Here is a 14,970-nt window from a genome sequence, read left to right as displayed (position 1 = left end):
CTGGTTGCTCATGGCACCTCCTAATGGGCCTCATTTTAAGGCTTGGAGGTGTCTACGAAACTAGGGGCGATTCACAAATGCGGGGCTTTTTGTTGGAGCAGAAGAATGACGCCCGTTTTTCGCATCGTTGCCGATGGCAGCGATATCACCCGCCTGGCACGGCAGCACGACTGCGCGGCCAAGGTCGCGGACGGCCTGCCGCCGATGCATACCGATCGGCATATCCACCCGAACAAGACCGCCGCCGAACAGGCAGCCAAGGCGTGCTTGGCGGCGTTCAACCGCTCGACGGCGGGTGTGCGGCTGGAAATGCCCGGGCGATCTGATCTGTTCGCCGAACGGATGATCAACCCCCAAGGCGTCAAAAACGGGCTCGATGGCGAGTATCTGGTGGACTCCCGGGAGCAGGTATTCACCCAGTCTGGCTGGTCGACGACGATCGAGTATGCTGTTCACTCAAGGGATTTCTGCCCGCTCCCACACTTGAGCAGCGTTGCTCTTAAGTGAACTGCATTGCGCCTTGTGCGGGCTTTTTCATGAGGGCAACTCATGTCGATTACCCAGCAACAACTGCTGCAGATTCCCCCCAACGCCGGCCCGGTTGCCGGCGTTTCTGTGCCGTTACCTGCACGTTATACCCGTCGCTGATTGAGCGCGACAAGGACGGAGACGGCTGGCATCTCACTCCAAACTCGCAGGTGACGTACAAGGGTGAAGGGTCGACCGCCAAAACCCATTACAACAATAGCCACTTCGAAGATCTCAATGACCATCCACCAGCGCAGCTTTATCCCGGTATAGACGTTTTATAAAAAGGAGCAGTTCGGTGGATATCAGAAAGTACTGGTTAACGCTCGGCGAACGAGCATCAGAAGACCTGTTCGCATGGTCGGCGTTTGTCGCGCAAACGGAATTCCTGTGGCAAGACGCTACTTTGGTCCAGGACGCCGTCGCTTGGCAGGCTCTTTGGTTCGAACTGGAGATAATCAACGGGCTTGCGTTGGCCCAATGGGACGATCAGGGAAGGCCGGATGATTGGTCATGCGCCTGGAACAAAGACTATCGAAAAGATGCGGCTGCACTGGCGACTGAACTGGCAGCCATGGTTTGCGATGCAGATTTATCTGCCGTCTGATCCAGGCCGCCTGGCATCATCAGTCGGATCTGCCACTGGAATCAGGCGTGAAGGACTACGACATTTTTTTACTTCGACACGGATCTGTCCTGGGAGGCCGTGAGCGACGTTATTGTCCGTACCCGGCAGCTTTTCCAGGATCTGGACGCAAAGGTCGATATCAAGAATCAGGCCCGTGTCCATCTCTGGTACGGCGAATGCTTTGGCAGGGCTTATCCTCGGCTTGAGTCGGCGAAGCACGGAATTGAAAGGTATCTCGTTGCGGGTACCTGCATTGGTCTGGACCCTGGCACGGGTGAGGTGTATGCGCCTTATGGGTTGGATGATGTCGCAATGGGTTATTTGCGACCCAAGCCCAAAAATATCCAGCCTGACTTGTTCCATCAAAAAGCTACAAGCTATCAGTTGCGCTGGCCGTGGTTACGGATCGTTTAGTCCAGAGCATATGGCTAGGTGGGTTCGGCCCACGGTTTGATGCCCATGGTTGGCTCTCCTGACGGCTAAATTGGACTACAATCTGCCTATACACAGCTCGAGGAGGCTCAGTTCAATGGCAGTCATCAGCCTTGAGGCCAATAAAGCCTACGCAGTCAAAACGCGCCAATCCAACTATGCGGCCAGCCTTCGTCTTGAAGGGGCAAAGGGACTATTGCCGCCACCGAGCGCGAAACTGTCTTCGCATGAAGACGTACTGAAGTCTTTTACCACGACAGGGGCGTGATGTCAGATAACTACGGAGTTGGTGAAGAGTCCTATTGTTGTCTTGGCTAGCTCCTTTATTAAAGTCGAATGACTTACTTTGAATCTTTAATTTTCAAAGTGATCCATGACTCATGTGGCCTTTGAACATGTTCATGGCCTAAAGCAGCCCTTCAAGCCAGCCTTGGCGGCTTGGAAATTTAGACAGTGATGGAGTGTTTATGAAGAATAAAATGAATAAAAAGCATTATTTCACTCTTTTTCTTGTGCTGTTCGCAGTGTTTAGTTTTCTAATGGTTAACTGGGATCAGTCATTGTGAAATGGGGAGTTATCAATCTTGTCGCCTCAATCAATCCCAGGCACTACGCAGGGTTAATTGCGAATGAAGTACGTGATCGATAAACAAAAATTTCAGGGCGACTGAAACGTCAGCCCTGAAAGTAGATAAAAATAAACTGACTCAATTTTCGTTTGCAGACGGTCAATAATTTTATTATTTATTTGGCTGGTATCTTCAGCGGGCTCAAACCTAAATTCGTACAGAAATCAGTTTTCGGCGCAGGGCCTACTGGGGCTTTTTGATGATTAAGCTGAGCCTGGAACATTCTCCACTCACGGGCAATAATCGAGAAAGGGACAAAGATACTCACCCTCTTGGCACCTCTTAAACCGGACTGAGCAGCAATATCGTGCGGTGTGACCGAGTAGTAACCGGCATTAATACCCACAACACTGCCGTCACTGCCGATGACCGGCCCTCCCGACATCCCTTTGATCAGTGGGCCATCGTGGATGCCATAAAGGTCACCGCTATTTTCCTTTAAGTTGAGGAAGGGGGTTTGATACACCTTGCCCTTGCCCGTGGTGGTCATGATATAGGGGCTCATCCCAACAGCAGTTACGTCCTCGCCCAGACAGGGGGCGCGCCAGGAAGGAAGGTGGCCGTCTGCTTTGTGCTTGATAAAGGCAAGGTCACAGCCTGTACTGCAGGTGTAGGCGACATCGGGCAAGAATGGAGTATGTCGGGTCGTTACGGCGTAATCCTCGTTCCACTGCACGGCCGAGGCCGTATAGAGAAAGGGGGCTGGAAAGCCTGAGTAGACGACAAAGTATGAGTCATTAACGGGGCCCGAAAAATCAGGTTTTACGAAGCCGTTGCATCCTGCGGTGGAAAGTGCTACCAACAAGATACAGGTTATTTTGATCATTATAAATTATCTGCTCATAGAAATAATGCAGTCGAGTATGATTGTCAGTAATTTGACAGCGTAGGTGATAGCGCCTAATTATTTGTTTTAGTGGCAGCTGCATTACTTATAGTCGAGTTTTTAATAATGCGAATTACTAATTGATTTCTGGAGTACCCATGCCCGGTAAAACGCTGCGCTTGCGGATAGTCAGTGTCTCGGCGCAGAGTGCTGAGACAGGACACTAGATGGCCCGGGCAGATCGCATTCTGACTGAAAATGGCCGCTCGCTCTCAGCATGACTTTTATAGAAGCGTAAACCCGGTTGATGGCTATACGCCGCGTACCCTCAAGGCTTGCTCGCAAAGCGCCGAGCTGTTTATCCGCATGGTCTCTGTGCGGCGCGAGTAAGGAGGCACGCCTGAGCCTGCCCGCGGCTTTATCCCTGGGCTTGGCGGTCAGTGGCAGCAAAGCGCAGCCCACTACGGCGGTGATCGGAGCCTGCGAAAGCGCGGCCAGAGCCAAGTCCCCCCCAACCTGCAGATAGTGCAGTGGTGCCGGGAGTCATACGGCATTACTCAGGAAGGTGACTTATTCGCTCATCAGTCGGAAGAACGGCTCGTTGCGAAGGGCAATGCTTTGCTCATAACTGCCTTCGCGATCACTGCGTAATTCATTTCGATAGCTGGTGAACTGCCAGTGGCAAGGGCGAACGTCAGAGTCCGGGTGCTGCCCGGGTTGTATATTGTGTTCGGTCATGACCGACTCCAATCGTTCCACAAAATGACGAATGCTGTGCAGAGCGTTTGCAGTGAATCGAGAATCTGCTGTATCCGGTTTTACATATAGAGTGAATTGAGCGCCCTGGCTCACACGTGCTTGTGGTTTTACCCTTGCCATATCGGTGACCTTCCATTGATCAAACGGGCAATCTTCGGAAAACAATAGCGGCGCCAATGCATTGAAAGCCCGTGGCACCTCTTGCTGTTTCACACTGAGGTGGAATTTGTCGCCGTCAAAAACACCGGAATACTGACCCTGCTCACGATTGGCATGGATAAATGCATCTAAACCACTGTTGTTTTGCATATACCCATTGTGTGATGTGATAAACCCATTTTGCTGCATGGTTGAGTAGTTATTGGCATGCGCGGCTTCTCTGAAGTGAGGCGCCGGGGCATGCCTGATTTGCGCTTTCAGCTGATCAAAATTCAAATGCAAATAGGTTTGTGTCGACGCTTTCTGAGGGGGCGTAGTTGAAAGGCTGGGCGGTAACGCAGGAATGCTCAAAAACAAGTTGGGGCGAATACTGGGCATAATTTATTCTCTGCAGACATCGTTAAATAACATCCAGAATTCTGCAGATCATCCAACAGGTGAGTCATTCAAAAAAAGCGCCAAGGGTCGGCGGACTAATCCGGTGTCGCTGTAGTACCTTCAGTCATATGGCTTGTCGATCGACATGGAGCAGGCCAGGTTTAAGCCTGGACACACTCAGAACAGCCGCCCCTGTGCCAGATCATCCTGACGGGCGCTGACCACAGGCCTGGACGCTAAATAGCGCAGAAACGCCGCTGGCGACTCAGTGGCCTGCTCGAGGTGGTTTCTCTGTTGCAGGGAAGCGAACAGCGCAACCGAGTAAGCCTGGCAATTAATGGATTTTTGCGGGTTGAACTCAATGTCGGTGAACGCAGAGTATTCGGACAGTTGATCCGCCAGGTCTGTCCGGTGTTTCAGCGCGCTGATATACAGCCAGTCATAAAACCCTGTTTGTGGTTCCAGTGGCCATTGCACGTTGGCGAAATCAAAGCCTGTGAGCCTGCCAGAAGCACGTAGTCGCTCATCACGCTTTGCCTCGCGAGAGGTCATTGCATAGATATCGGTGAAAGGGCCGCCTTGTTCGAACACCTTGCTGCCCTGGAAAGCGCATTCGACACTCAAAGAATGGCCAAGCAGAGAGTGAGTAAAGGACAGATTGAAAGCGCTGAGGGCTGCGCCCAGTGGTTCTGTGGACTTGCTGGACACCTCCAGCACTTTATCGATGCCGGGTAATGCATGCGCTGCCTGATGCAGTGCGCCGATGGATTTTTGCTTCTGGGACAGGCTCAAACCGGCAAACCATTGGAAATCCAGGGTTCGTGTACTCACCAGTGCTTGCCCTGCAAGGTCAGGGATAAAAACGGGTCTGCTGGCCATCAATAAGTCCATCCAGTTTTGCGTGCATAAGCTCTGGCGCCGAGAAAGCCACGGCTCTCAGTGTGTAGGTGCGCAGGTTTGCCTGCTAAGCAGTCTTTATACGTTTGCAGGCTGTGCGGGTCACTGAAAACCACGCCGTTGATAAGCTCGGGCGGCAGTGTATCGAAGACTAAAACCTCGGCTTGCACATCGGTAGGGTCGTAGGGCAACAGTCTGCTTTCTTCTCGAGAGGGCAGGTGGCTCAGCGGCATAAACAGGTTGTCGAAGGCTGCCAGGGTTTTAAGGTCACCGAGGGAGCGTTGGCGAATGCGGTGATCTGCAGCATTGTGATTGCAGAATGCCGTATCCAGAGACCATAAAACGCTGCGATCAACCACCAGTACAGCCCAGCCTTGCTCGGGGCTTTTCCAGCGGTAACGGGCGAACATTTTGTCATTGGGATGGCCGATAGACAGGCAAATGGCATGGGGCTGCCCCTCAAGACGTAAATGATCGTTAAACCTGAAGTCGATCTGTTGGTCATTCAGGGCCGTGATGGAGCACAGGCCATGCTGCATGATCGAAGGCAGGTTTTCGACGCGGGTGAAATGAACCAGATAGGGGAGTTGCAGCGCGCGCACGCGTGTCTCGAGCTCCTATTTGAGCAGGCGTCTAGGGAAATAGCCTATTGATACAGGGCTGAGCAACACGGGCGCGTGACCATCAGCCGTTGACGCCTGCACCTTGCCCAGTACCGCGCCGAACGTAAGACGCGCTGGGGGTTTGTGGGCCTGCGCCGCTGTGCGGGAAATGCACTCCCAGGTCTTAAGGCCGCCCATCTTGCACAGCTCATCAGCCATGGCTGTGCGAAGGGGCACGTTAGCCCAGACTTGCTCAACAATATCGCTGAAAAACTTGTCCCGCTCGCTTTGCAGCTGGCGCTTTTTGGCCTCTATGGCAATCGCCAGAGGGGTATCAGCCTCCCCGAGTGCGCGGGAAAAATCGGCAAGCCTCCACTCAGGTGCAGGCGTGGCCACGGCGACGCTGGTACTGGGCTCGAGCGCTTTGCTGTACATGGCCTGCGCTTGCAGAAAGTGCGCCCAACCTTGCTCGCCATGTTCCTGGCGCCAGGCCGCCAGCTTTAAAGTAGCTTGCGCGCGCTCCAGGGCCTTTTCCGTGCCAAGTTTCTCAGTGAACACCACGGCTGCGAGCGAGGCAGTGGCATTTTCAACCTCAAGGCTCAAGCAGACCGAGGCATTAAAGGACGAGACTGCAGTGTTTAGCGTATCGAGTGAACGAAGAAAAGCGCCCCCCGCAGGCGGACTTTCAATGGGCTTCTCGGCTGCAGGCGCTGTGGCAGGCGCCTGCGCGATGGTGTTTTTTTTGCGCCTAAAAAACCAATAACAGGCCCAGATAGTTATCAGCTGGAGCAGGATTAAACCAGGGAGAAACGCGTTTGCAAGGGTAAATAAAGACCATGCAGCACAGGCAATAACCAATGACTTTTTACCGACGAGGCTCGCGAGGTAAAGAGTAAAAATAATTAAAATCTGAAAATAAAGAATGGCCATCCATTGCACCTGACGAACAGTGTGAGGGTTGCCCTCGGCACCCAGAGTTATAGAGGGGGCCAACTGCCGGCAAAACTGCTGGCGTGGATAACCGGCAGTGGTTAATCGACAAGCTCCGGGGCGGCCTGTGTAACAGTTTTTGCCGTGGCCTGTGGAACGGGCTCAGGTGTAGGGGGAATAGCCTGGGTATAAGGCGTTAGATCCGCCGATTGCCAGCGCTCGAGCCGCTGCATTTTTGCCCTGAGCCACAGCCAATAGCTCAAGCTCAGGAGCGCAACCCCCGCTCCGACCTGCAGGCTGAGGGTTTCCAGCAAGGGCACACCCTTTTGCGCATTGGCGCCATACCAGGACAGCACAGGGATCGCCAGCAAGGCCCAGGTGGCGAACCAGGCCAGCAGACCGGCAAGCAAGGTTCTGAACAGCATTTTGTAAGGGCTGCTGATTGCGCGATTGCGCAGCACGTTGTGTGGATGGCCGGACGGCTGTACAGCAGCGATAACCAGCGCTTTATTGAACCCCGGAGCGTAAAACCAGACCCGGCTTTTGGCACTGCGGTCAGCGCCCATCAGGTGGTGATAAAGCTTATGGGTCATGGCCAGGCGCTTGGCCGTGCGCCCATTAATGCGCGCAGTAAACTCATCACGGTGAAAGTCTATTTGTTTAAGATCGCTTATTGCGCAGTCCGTATAAAAGAACTTCGGCACACAAAACATCCTGTTTGGGTGGGGGTTGCTTATCAGGTGATATCATATCGCCATGCATGTTGTATGTCGAGGAGGTGGGGTTGTTTTGTTGTGTGGTTAGAGTGGGATAATTGGAGGATATATTGACGCCAATTAAATGGCTGTCCGCTGGGTCTATGAGTAAGCCATAAATGATGGGGTTTTAACTTTATGCGTTGGGCTAAATAAATCTGAAGCGCAGCAGCGGGGTGGGTGGCGTTTTAAAATAGAGGATTAGGAGCGCTTAGCAAACTCCTTCCCGGGGGCGCTCCTCGGAATCGCTGCACACCACGGCTATCGCAAGCCTCGTCAAAAGGACGACATGTAGATCCCGCTCAAGATAGTGCCGACAGGCATGAAAAAATGACGTTGGCATGATGTCCTGAGAAATACGCCCGCTAAATCTATTAGCCTTTTAATAGATATTCCGACTGCAGCTCATAGTGCGGGTTGGGAGAGCAATTTAAATGCGAAACACACCGAAACCCATGTTTTATTAAAAAATACCACCCAATGAATCCGGAAGCTTGACCCTGGCCCACTACATGACCACCCCGCACACTAATGTGCAAGTGCTTCATTTTACAGTAGAACTTTGTACTCTGTGCAATCGCCGATCAACTGCAGAGCCCCACGGCCCGCTTGGGCTGCAGATTCGTTTGCAGTACATCCGGATTTGCACAAAAAAAGGCGTAAGGCCCGTATGCGGGAGGGGGATAAGGGCTTTTTTCAGGTTGTATTTATTCATATCGCCCTTATTTTCGCTATCGCGCTGCGTTTTATGCCAATCACTGGCGTACATACTTACCTGTCAATCCCCGCGTACAAAAAACCTCCATTAAGGGAGCAGGTCTCCGCGAGCTATGTTAGTGGCTGAAACGCTTTCATAACACGACGCTTCAACGTATTCTTACTCTGTGCCCGACACGCTGTCTGCTCGGTCGAGTTTGTGGATGGTTTCAAAACACCTCTTGACTGCGGCGATTCGTCGACGTAGCGCATGACTAACTAGTAGAATGCTACATTGCTCAATCCATAATGAGACTTTGAGGCTGTAAATGAGTACAATTCTATATATAAAAAGCGACTTGTTTAGATATCACGGCAATTATAAACTTACGTCATTCCTGAAGTCGTTCTTTTTAAATCGATCATTCATATATAGTTTTTGGTTTCGACTCTCCAGACATCAAAACCCTCTGGTTAACAGATATGCAAAATTTATCCTGAAGCTTAAATCATTGAAGTATGGCATTCAGATTCCGCCACACACAGACATTGGTTATGGGCTTTATATTGGTCACGGCATGGCAGTTATAATTAACCCTACAGCAATAATCGGCAATAACTGCAATATATCTCAATTTACAACGATTGGGAGTAATCACGGTAAAGCAGCAGTCATAGGTGATAATGTCTACATTGGCCCTAATGTGTGTATTGTGGAGGACGTAACAATCGGCAATAATGTTACTATAGGTGCCGGAGCGATAGTTGTTAAAGATATACCAAATGACGCTACATCCGTTGGCTCACCATCAAAAACAATCAATTATGAGAATCCTGGACGATATATACAAAACAAATGGCAAACACACTAGGTATCCTGTCTCGCAATTACTGATCCTTTTTGACGGCGTCTGTTGTCGTCATGCTGCGTTGCCGCTCCTCCCCATAGCCAACTATGAGTCGTCGCGGCGCCTTGCTTGACAACAACAGCCACTCGTCAAAAAAGGATCGTATTTGTGAGACAGGACACTAGTGTGCAGTCTCTGAAATAAGATCTCCACCTGACTGGCTATCTTGTGCAGTCAGCCAGCACTCGGAGATTGCTCGTGAACTCTCAAGACATCATCCTCGCTCCAGAGGAGTTTGCCGAACTCAGCCGTCAGGTCAGATCTGTCACCATTCACCAACGTGATGGTAGTCGAGCGCGTGTAATTTTATTAGCCGCGCAATGTTGTTTGCGTATCGAAATAGCGCGCTTGGTGAGGTTTTCATTGCGCTCAGTGACAAGAGCTGTGCAGACAAGCCAGGACGTGGAAAACCCTCCTCGTTACCAGCAGATGCTTTGGCCCGTGTGGTCGAGCAAGTGGTTAAACCGTCCATTGGACAACTTCGCTGGAGTTGCCGAAGCATGGCGCGAGCCGCAGGTACTTCACCGGCCAGTGTCCAGCGTATATGGGCTGCGATGAGAAGAGCCAGGTTCAGGCGCTTGAACGTACCCATCCTGGTTTGCCTTTGGGCATCGGTCATATCCGCACGCAATCACACGATTTTGTCTGGCACGGCACGGTCACTTTGTTCACTGCGCTGGACTATCTTCAGGGTCGCTTGATCAGCACCATCGAATCGCAGCATCGACATAAGGAGTGGCTGGAATTTCTGAAAAAATCGAGAAACGCCCAAGGGTTTCACTGGCGAGCAGGGTCAATAATTCTGAGGTAGCACACTGGAGTGACTTCCAGTCGGTCTGTGGCATGTTTAAATAGTATGTTAAGAAGCTATCCTTTGTTTTTCACGATAGAAGCAAGGGTTCAAGATAGATGGTTTCACTGTTTAGTTATTTTTTTGATAAGGTTGCTTGTCACAAGCTCTTTAAATTCTCGGATAACGGTTGCAGATGAAAAGTAAATAGTCGTGATATATATCAATAGGCAAGTGCTGGCCACTGCAATCATATTCAGTATTTCACTGGATGAGGTAAAATAGTAACGCGCGATCCAGCCGGCGAGCACCATTGGCGCGACATGGAGCGTAGGAATTAAAATGCTCCTCAGGTAGTCTATTCCTTTGACGCCAATGCTTGGCCTTAACAAGAAAAAATACCCGCAGATTGCATTCATCACTTGAATGATTAAAAAGCCATAGACGATACCTATCAGCCCTGCTTTATGCCCAAGTAACCAAGTGAGTGGTATGCCAACAATGAGTTTGGCAACACCGAGATATAAATTTCGGTACATCTGTGCTTTGACTAAAAGCACTGAAATGACTGGGGTGTCTAGGGATCTAATAGCGCCTGCTGCGCAGAGTACCTGGACGACGGGGACGATAAACTGCCATTTAGAATCAAAAAAAACATCGATCAATGATGGTGCAATAATCATCATGCCAAGTAACATTGGAAAGTTAATCATGGCTGAGTAAGTCGTTATTTTTAATAAGGCCGATCGTAACTTTGAGTCATCGCCTCCGATTTTTGCTAATGCAGGGAATAATGTATGTGAAAGCACGGGGTTGAGTTTTTCGAATAAACCAATGCTAATGCTGTAGGCGATATTATAGCCGCCTATGGCGGAGAGGCTAATCAGTCGGGACATCAATACGGGATAGGTATTAATGCTAACCTGGTTGATCATGGAGTCGATAACGAGTTGTATGCCATAACGGAAATGTTTTTTTACTGCGGAAAGCCGGAATTGTAAGTCGTAAGTTCTTAGTAGTCGTGCGGCATAAGTGGAGAGAAAAGTGTTTGCTGTTGCACTAATCAGAAATGCCAGCGCTATGCACCAAGGTGAGCGATAGATCCAGGCGAGTAGGACAACAGATACAAAGTTGATAAATGTGCTGGCGATTGTAATTTTTGCAATCGCGCCAAAATTCATCTCGCGGGTGAGTAATGCTTTAGCTTGCAAGCCAAATGATGAGATCACAAACCCGATAGACATTATTTTTATTTGGGTTGCTAGCATGTCGTCAGCTTTGAACAGACCTGCAATTTGCTGGCTGAATATAAGTGCTATCAAACAAGCAATAACGCCTAGCGCGATATTGATTACATACAGTGAGGAAAGTTCAATTTTTTCTAGTTCTTTGCTGCGGATAATTGAGTTGGATATTCCGAAGTCAAGCAGTACGGTAAAAAAGGTACTAATTATCAACGCGGCACTGATGATTCCATAATCTTGTGTAGTTAATAAATGAGACAGGAGCCACAGCGAGATAAGCCCAAAAATACTAGACAGCACGGTAGCAAGTAGATTCCACTTCACGGCAAGGACTGTTTTTTCTCGTAAACTCATTACTATCCCAAATAAGTATAGGTTGCGAAATGTATAAAAATGGTTGGCGCGCTATTATAAATAGTGACTGCATAACGAGATCGAAGGCTAGTCACTGCAATCCTCGTCTGATATGCGGTATTTGAGAGTTGGTATGTATAGTTAGTAAATATCTTTTGAGATCAAAGTCAGCGGGGTCTTGATCATGATTTTTATATCGAGCCACAGTGACCAGTTGTTGATATAGTCGAGGTCGATTTCAACCCGTTTCTGCATTTTTTCAATGGTGTCGGTTTCGCCACGGCAACCGCTGATTTGCGCCAGGCCGGTAATGCCGGGTTTGATCCGGTGGCGGGCCATATAAGCGTGAATCTTGCCGGTGTAATAGTCGTTATGGGCAACGGCGTGAGGACGTGGTCCCACTAATGCCATATCGCCATGTAACACATTGAACAGTTGCGGCAGTTCGTCCAGCGAAGTGCGGCGGATAAAGCGGCCAACAGCGGTGACGCGTGAATCGTTGCGGCTGGCTTGTTTGACGTGTTTATCATCATGAACTTGCATGGAGCGGAACTTCCACACTTTGATGACCTTGCCATTCCAGCCATGGCGATGCTGTTTGAACAGAATCGGGCCAGGGGACGATAACTTCACGGCAATGGCAATCGCTGCAAGCAACGGGCTCAGGCAGATAATAGCGGCCAGGGACAGCGAGCGCTCCATCAAGGCCTTGCTCAAGGCAGCAGTTGGATAGCTGGTAAGCGGGCTTTCATTCAAATGGATAGCCGGGCGGCCGCCAATTTCACTGACCGAATGGTTAAGCAGCATCATGCTGTCCAGGTCGGGTACCCAGACAACGTCGACGTTCAAGTCAAGCAGGTCGATATAAAGTGCTTCAATACGCTGGGCTTCTTGCAGGGACAAGGAAATATAAAGTCGGCGGATATTATGTTCAGTAATCAGTGAGCGTAATTGGGTTAGTTCTCCCACAATAAGTGGGGAATTGGTGGTGTCTTCAAAGGGCGAAGCGCTGACTACCCCAACCAGCGGAAAATGATTTTGCTGAATAAAGCTGTCGGCCAGTTTCAGGGCAACACCATCAGAACCAATAATAAGGCTGTTGTAATGATGGTTATTGCGCTGGTGATAGAACCTGGACAGGCGATGCAGGATCAAATAGGGCGGCAGTTGAATCAGAAAGCCCAATGTGGCCCAGCTGATCAGGGTTTCCCGGGAAAACAGTTCGCCGGATTTGGTCACAAAGCCGATGGTGCTCAGGCATGCCAGGGTCAAGGTCCATCCCAGAAACAAGCGGATGCAGCCATTAAAAAGAGTGTGCCTTTTATAGTAAACATGGGTGGCGGAATAGGCGGGCACGGATACAAGCAAGGTCAGCACGGCGAGGATGCGGTAATGGAAATCGATGGTGCCAAATTTGGTGTAGACCAGTGCCATCAACAAGGCGCTGACAAAGGCCATGGCGACAGCCCACTGCCCCCAAAAAGTCAGCCCTCTGGCCACGGTTTTACGATCTAAACGTGTATGAATCAAGGTAGCAGCCTTGTGATAAGTACTTGACTATAGGGTGGTAACTGACAGGAATAAATCACAGCACTCTTCCATGTGCAGGCGTTATGTGGCGCTATATCTGAAAAGGCATTGGCCACACGAAACGTTGATAATAAAGGTTATCAGTAGCAAGGGTTCGACGTTTTATAACAATGTGTTATTCGAGTGTTATTTTCAATAGAGCAAAAAACGATGGCGTGCAGTGATGTCGATATAATAGCTAACTGCCGCTATCTATTAGTTGTGTGATTGCTTTATGCCATTTATTTGGCAATTTGCACATCTTGTACCAGGCAATAACCACGATTACGTACCGAGCGAAACAGGCGCTCACCAAATACACTTTTGAACTTGTTCTGCAGTCGGCTCAGGCACATTTCCAGGCCACTATAGCTGTATGTGTCTTTGTTGATGCCGATAATAAGTTCCTGCTTGCTGCAAATGCGTTCATCTTTTTGGGTCAGTGTCTTGATCAGCAGCGACTCAATGGCGGTAAGCGGAATGCATGAGGTGTTGTTGCACAGATGTTGTGCCACAGAGCAAAACAACCAGGTATCAGGGCTGTCTGAATACTGTGCAGTGGAGGCAAGAGCTGGAGAAGTCGGGGTCGTTTTCAAAGTAGGAATAACAGTCAGGCCCATGGAATAGGGGTGGGTTTTCAGCAAGTAAGGTTTTCTTGCCGTTATCTGGCTGGCTACTTCGGGCACATACGGGTGTGCAACTGCCAAGCCGCGTTGCTCATTGATCCAGCTACCCCAGGGCGCCAGGTGTGGTGTACGCCACAACGGATTGCTGCGCTCGCAGGCCTGCTGGCTCGTAGCGCGTGGCTTATGGGGTGCGCAGTGCAAGCCATAGGCATAGGCAATCGAACTGTTATTGGCTGAGGGTATATAAGCTGAAAATCTAAGTGTTACCTTCATGCTTCAACGTCTCCATTCGTCGGTGTCAGGATGATGCCAGGTGGCGAACTACAACGGTCTGCAGCGCAGCTCATGAAGTAATAGTTTTATCGAGCGGTTATTCCAGGATGGTGCCCCGGCGTAGTCGATAACCGAAGGCGCGAACACTAAAGATCAATTCCAGATAATAGGCTTTTTTAATCTTGGTTCTTAAGCGGCTAATAGTTTTTTCCAGGGCCCGCGGGTCATAAAATACAATATTGGGGTCCAGTGTTTTAGCGATACTGTCCTGGCTCAGCACATGCTGCGGTGCTTTTACAAGAGCATCGATAATAGTCATTTCGGTATATGAAATTTCAATTTTGCGAGTGGCGCTGCACAATAAAAGTCGTGTGCGGTCAAGGGTCAGTCGGGTGTTGGTAGCCCAGTGAGAATTCTCGAAAGTACGTGACAGCAATGCCTGCTTTTCCAGCGGATCAACCGGTAACTTAATACAGTGGTCAGCGCCGGCAAGATAATAATTGATACTGCTAAACGACTTGTTATGGGTCACCAGTATATAAATACAGGCGGCCTGATTGATTGTGCGGATATGCTTGAGCAACTCCAGGCTGTCATTAACGGCTTCAGGAGCATTAACCTCAATAAAAACGGCTTCTGTGCTACTAAAATTACAAGCCATATTCGCCAGGGTATCGCAGGCGTCAAGATGCCTCACCTCAGCAGTGACAAGTTGTTCTATATCATCGACCAGCGCTTTGCTGTGGACAAAATTAAGCGCTTTGGGGGCCTGAAAATCGGTATTCCATCCTGCGGCAAGCATATCACCTAACCCAAGTACTTAGAGGCTGTAGGATTTTGCCATATAAGCCAATACTTAAGCAGACATTTTATAACATTTGCCACATTTAGTGTTATTTTCACTGGCAATTTTTCAGCTTATAAATATCGAAGGTCGATTTGTCGAGATGAACCGCATTGCCGGTAGCAATAATAGCCTGCGCTACC

Annotated in this window: 14 protein-coding genes and 4 pseudogenes; 8 read left to right on the top strand and 10 right to left on the bottom strand. The window is 49.8% G+C overall.

Going from position 1 to position 14,970, the window contains the following annotated elements; genetic code table 11:
* Nucleotides 1-189 precede the first annotated feature (189 nt).
* The 5 genes and pseudogenes from GHO42_RS14560 to GHO42_RS14540 all read left to right on the top strand — a co-directional run.
* Nucleotides 190-444: pseudogene (locus tag GHO42_RS14560) on the top strand (late control protein); the annotation flags it as partial.
* 105 nt (nucleotides 445-549) lie between these two features.
* Nucleotides 550-639, top strand: a pseudogene (locus GHO42_RS26320) (glycoside hydrolase family 19 protein); the annotation flags it as partial.
* A 187-nt stretch (nucleotides 640-826) separates the two neighbouring features.
* Entirely contained in the window at nucleotides 827-1,135 is a 309-nt protein-coding gene (locus GHO42_RS14550; protein ID WP_178126984.1) for a hypothetical protein, read from the top strand.
* Nucleotides 1,108-1,570 (top strand): annotated as a pseudogene (locus GHO42_RS14545) (nucleotidyltransferase family protein). Before GHO42_RS14550 ends, GHO42_RS14545 begins: the two are co-directional and overlap by 28 nt.
* 115 nt (nucleotides 1,571-1,685) lie before the next feature.
* The gene (locus GHO42_RS14540) at nucleotides 1,686-1,856 is read left to right on the top strand and encodes a YhfG family protein (protein WP_153328054.1); all 171 of its coding nucleotides are present in this window, start codon (nucleotides 1,686-1,688) and stop codon (nucleotides 1,854-1,856) included.
* 476 nt (nucleotides 1,857-2,332) lie between these two features.
* Here GHO42_RS14540 and GHO42_RS26125 read toward each other — a convergent pair whose 3' ends face one another.
* On the bottom strand, nucleotides 2,333-3,043 hold the full coding sequence (locus tag GHO42_RS26125) for a serine protease (protein WP_256670594.1): 711 nt from the start codon (nucleotides 3,041-3,043) through the stop codon (nucleotides 2,333-2,335).
* A 258-nt stretch (nucleotides 3,044-3,301) separates the two neighbouring features.
* Between GHO42_RS26125 and GHO42_RS26120 the strand changes: the two genes are divergently transcribed.
* Nucleotides 3,302-3,433, top strand: coding sequence for a hypothetical protein (locus tag GHO42_RS26120; protein WP_256670593.1), 132 nt, complete (start codon nucleotides 3,302-3,304; stop codon nucleotides 3,431-3,433).
* A gap of 180 nt (nucleotides 3,434-3,613) precedes the next feature.
* On the opposite strand, the gene GHO42_RS14530 is transcribed toward GHO42_RS26120, so the two are convergent.
* The 5 genes from GHO42_RS14530 to GHO42_RS14515 all read right to left on the bottom strand — a co-directional run bounded on the left by GHO42_RS14530 (nucleotide 3,614) and on the right by GHO42_RS14515 (nucleotide 7,361).
* Nucleotides 3,614-4,339: a type III effector phosphothreonine lyase gene (locus GHO42_RS14530; protein WP_153328053.1), complete on the bottom strand. Its 726-nt coding sequence runs from the start codon at nucleotides 4,337-4,339 to the stop codon at nucleotides 3,614-3,616.
* Between the two features lie 177 nt (nucleotides 4,340-4,516).
* A complete protein-coding gene (locus GHO42_RS14525) occupies nucleotides 4,517-5,218 on the bottom strand; it encodes a hypothetical protein (RefSeq protein ID WP_153328052.1) in 702 nt (233 codons plus the stop codon).
* Complete coding sequence (locus GHO42_RS26115; protein WP_368668063.1) at nucleotides 5,218-5,838, bottom strand: DarT ssDNA thymidine ADP-ribosyltransferase family protein; 621 nt, start codon at nucleotides 5,836-5,838, stop codon at nucleotides 5,218-5,220. The genes GHO42_RS14525 and GHO42_RS26115 overlap by 1 nt, the downstream gene beginning before the upstream one ends.
* A 15-nt stretch (nucleotides 5,839-5,853) precedes the next feature.
* On the bottom strand, nucleotides 5,854-6,768 hold the full coding sequence (locus tag GHO42_RS26110; RefSeq protein WP_256670592.1) for a hypothetical protein: 915 nt from the start codon (nucleotides 6,766-6,768) through the stop codon (nucleotides 5,854-5,856).
* Nucleotides 6,769-6,869: 101 nt separating this feature from the next.
* Nucleotides 6,870-7,361 (bottom strand): hypothetical protein, encoded by a 492-nt coding sequence (locus tag GHO42_RS14515; RefSeq protein WP_153328051.1) that lies wholly within the window; start codon nucleotides 7,359-7,361, stop codon nucleotides 6,870-6,872.
* Between the two features lie 1,187 nt (nucleotides 7,362-8,548).
* Here GHO42_RS14515 and GHO42_RS14510 point away from each other — a divergent pair.
* Nucleotides 8,549-9,091: a serine acetyltransferase gene (locus GHO42_RS14510; protein ID WP_153328050.1), complete on the top strand. Its 543-nt coding sequence runs from the start codon at nucleotides 8,549-8,551 to the stop codon at nucleotides 9,089-9,091.
* Between the two features lie 234 nt (nucleotides 9,092-9,325).
* Nucleotides 9,326-9,884: pseudogene (locus GHO42_RS14505) on the top strand (IS630 family transposase); the annotation flags it as partial.
* Nucleotides 9,885-10,042: 158 nt separating this feature from the next.
* Here the strand turns inward: GHO42_RS14505 and GHO42_RS14500 are convergent.
* The 4 genes from GHO42_RS14500 to GHO42_RS14485 form a co-directional block, all read right to left on the bottom strand.
* Nucleotides 10,043-11,515, bottom strand: a complete 1,473-nt coding sequence (locus GHO42_RS14500) for an MOP flippase family protein (RefSeq protein WP_153328048.1) — start codon at nucleotides 11,513-11,515, stop codon at nucleotides 10,043-10,045.
* Nucleotides 11,516-11,656: 141 nt separating this feature from the next.
* Nucleotides 11,657-12,973: an undecaprenyl-phosphate glucose phosphotransferase gene (locus GHO42_RS14495; protein ID WP_256670591.1), complete on the bottom strand. Its 1,317-nt coding sequence runs from the start codon at nucleotides 12,971-12,973 to the stop codon at nucleotides 11,657-11,659.
* A gap of 353 nt (nucleotides 12,974-13,326) precedes the next feature.
* A complete protein-coding gene (locus tag GHO42_RS26105; protein WP_256670590.1) occupies nucleotides 13,327-13,983 on the bottom strand; it encodes a helix-turn-helix domain-containing protein in 657 nt (218 codons plus the stop codon).
* A gap of 97 nt (nucleotides 13,984-14,080) precedes the next feature.
* Complete coding sequence (locus GHO42_RS14485; protein WP_153328043.1) at nucleotides 14,081-14,785, bottom strand: winged helix-turn-helix domain-containing protein; 705 nt, start codon at nucleotides 14,783-14,785, stop codon at nucleotides 14,081-14,083.
* Nucleotides 14,786-14,970: the final 185 nt, after the last annotated feature.

The sequence above is a fragment of the Pseudomonas sp. FSL R10-0056 genome, from assembly GCF_009600105.1.
GTDB classification, from domain to species: domain Bacteria; phylum Pseudomonadota; class Gammaproteobacteria; order Pseudomonadales; family Pseudomonadaceae; genus Aquipseudomonas; species Aquipseudomonas bubulae.
This window is presented reverse-complemented; position numbering and strand designations above follow the sequence as displayed.

What these genes read in the sequence shown, in the direction of transcription:
- GHO42_RS14525 (WP_153328052.1), bottom strand. Translation starts at nt 5,218, where the DNA reads ATGGCCAGCAGACCCGTTTTTATCCCTGACCTTGCAGGGCAAGCACTG.
- GHO42_RS14510 (WP_153328050.1), top strand. Translation starts at nt 8,549, where the DNA reads ATGAGTACAATTCTATATATAAAAAGCGACTTGTTTAGATATCACGGC.
- GHO42_RS14495 (WP_256670591.1), bottom strand. Translation starts at nt 12,973, where the DNA reads ATGGCCTTTGTCAGCGCCTTGTTGATGGCACTGGTCTACACCAAATTT.
- GHO42_RS14500 (WP_153328048.1), bottom strand. Translation starts at nt 11,515, where the DNA reads ATGAGTTTACGAGAAAAAACAGTCCTTGCCGTGAAGTGGAATCTACTT.
- GHO42_RS14530 (WP_153328053.1), bottom strand. Translation starts at nt 4,339, where the DNA reads ATGCCCAGTATTCGCCCCAACTTGTTTTTGAGCATTCCTGCGTTACCG.
- GHO42_RS14540 (WP_153328054.1), top strand. Translation starts at nt 1,686, where the DNA reads ATGGCAGTCATCAGCCTTGAGGCCAATAAAGCCTACGCAGTCAAAACG.
- GHO42_RS14485 (WP_153328043.1), bottom strand. Translation starts at nt 14,785, where the DNA reads ATGCTTGCCGCAGGATGGAATACCGATTTTCAGGCCCCCAAAGCGCTT.
- GHO42_RS26120 (WP_256670593.1), top strand. Translation starts at nt 3,302, where the DNA reads ATGGCCGCTCGCTCTCAGCATGACTTTTATAGAAGCGTAAACCCGGTT.
- GHO42_RS14515 (WP_153328051.1), bottom strand. Translation starts at nt 7,361, where the DNA reads ATGACCCATAAGCTTTATCACCACCTGATGGGCGCTGACCGCAGTGCC.
- GHO42_RS26110 (WP_256670592.1), bottom strand. Translation starts at nt 6,768, where the DNA reads ATGGCCATTCTTTATTTTCAGATTTTAATTATTTTTACTCTTTACCTC.
- GHO42_RS26105 (WP_256670590.1), bottom strand. Translation starts at nt 13,983, where the DNA reads ATGAAGGTAACACTTAGATTTTCAGCTTATATACCCTCAGCCAATAAC.
- GHO42_RS26125 (WP_256670594.1), bottom strand. Translation starts at nt 3,043, where the DNA reads ATGATCAAAATAACCTGTATCTTGTTGGTAGCACTTTCCACCGCAGGA.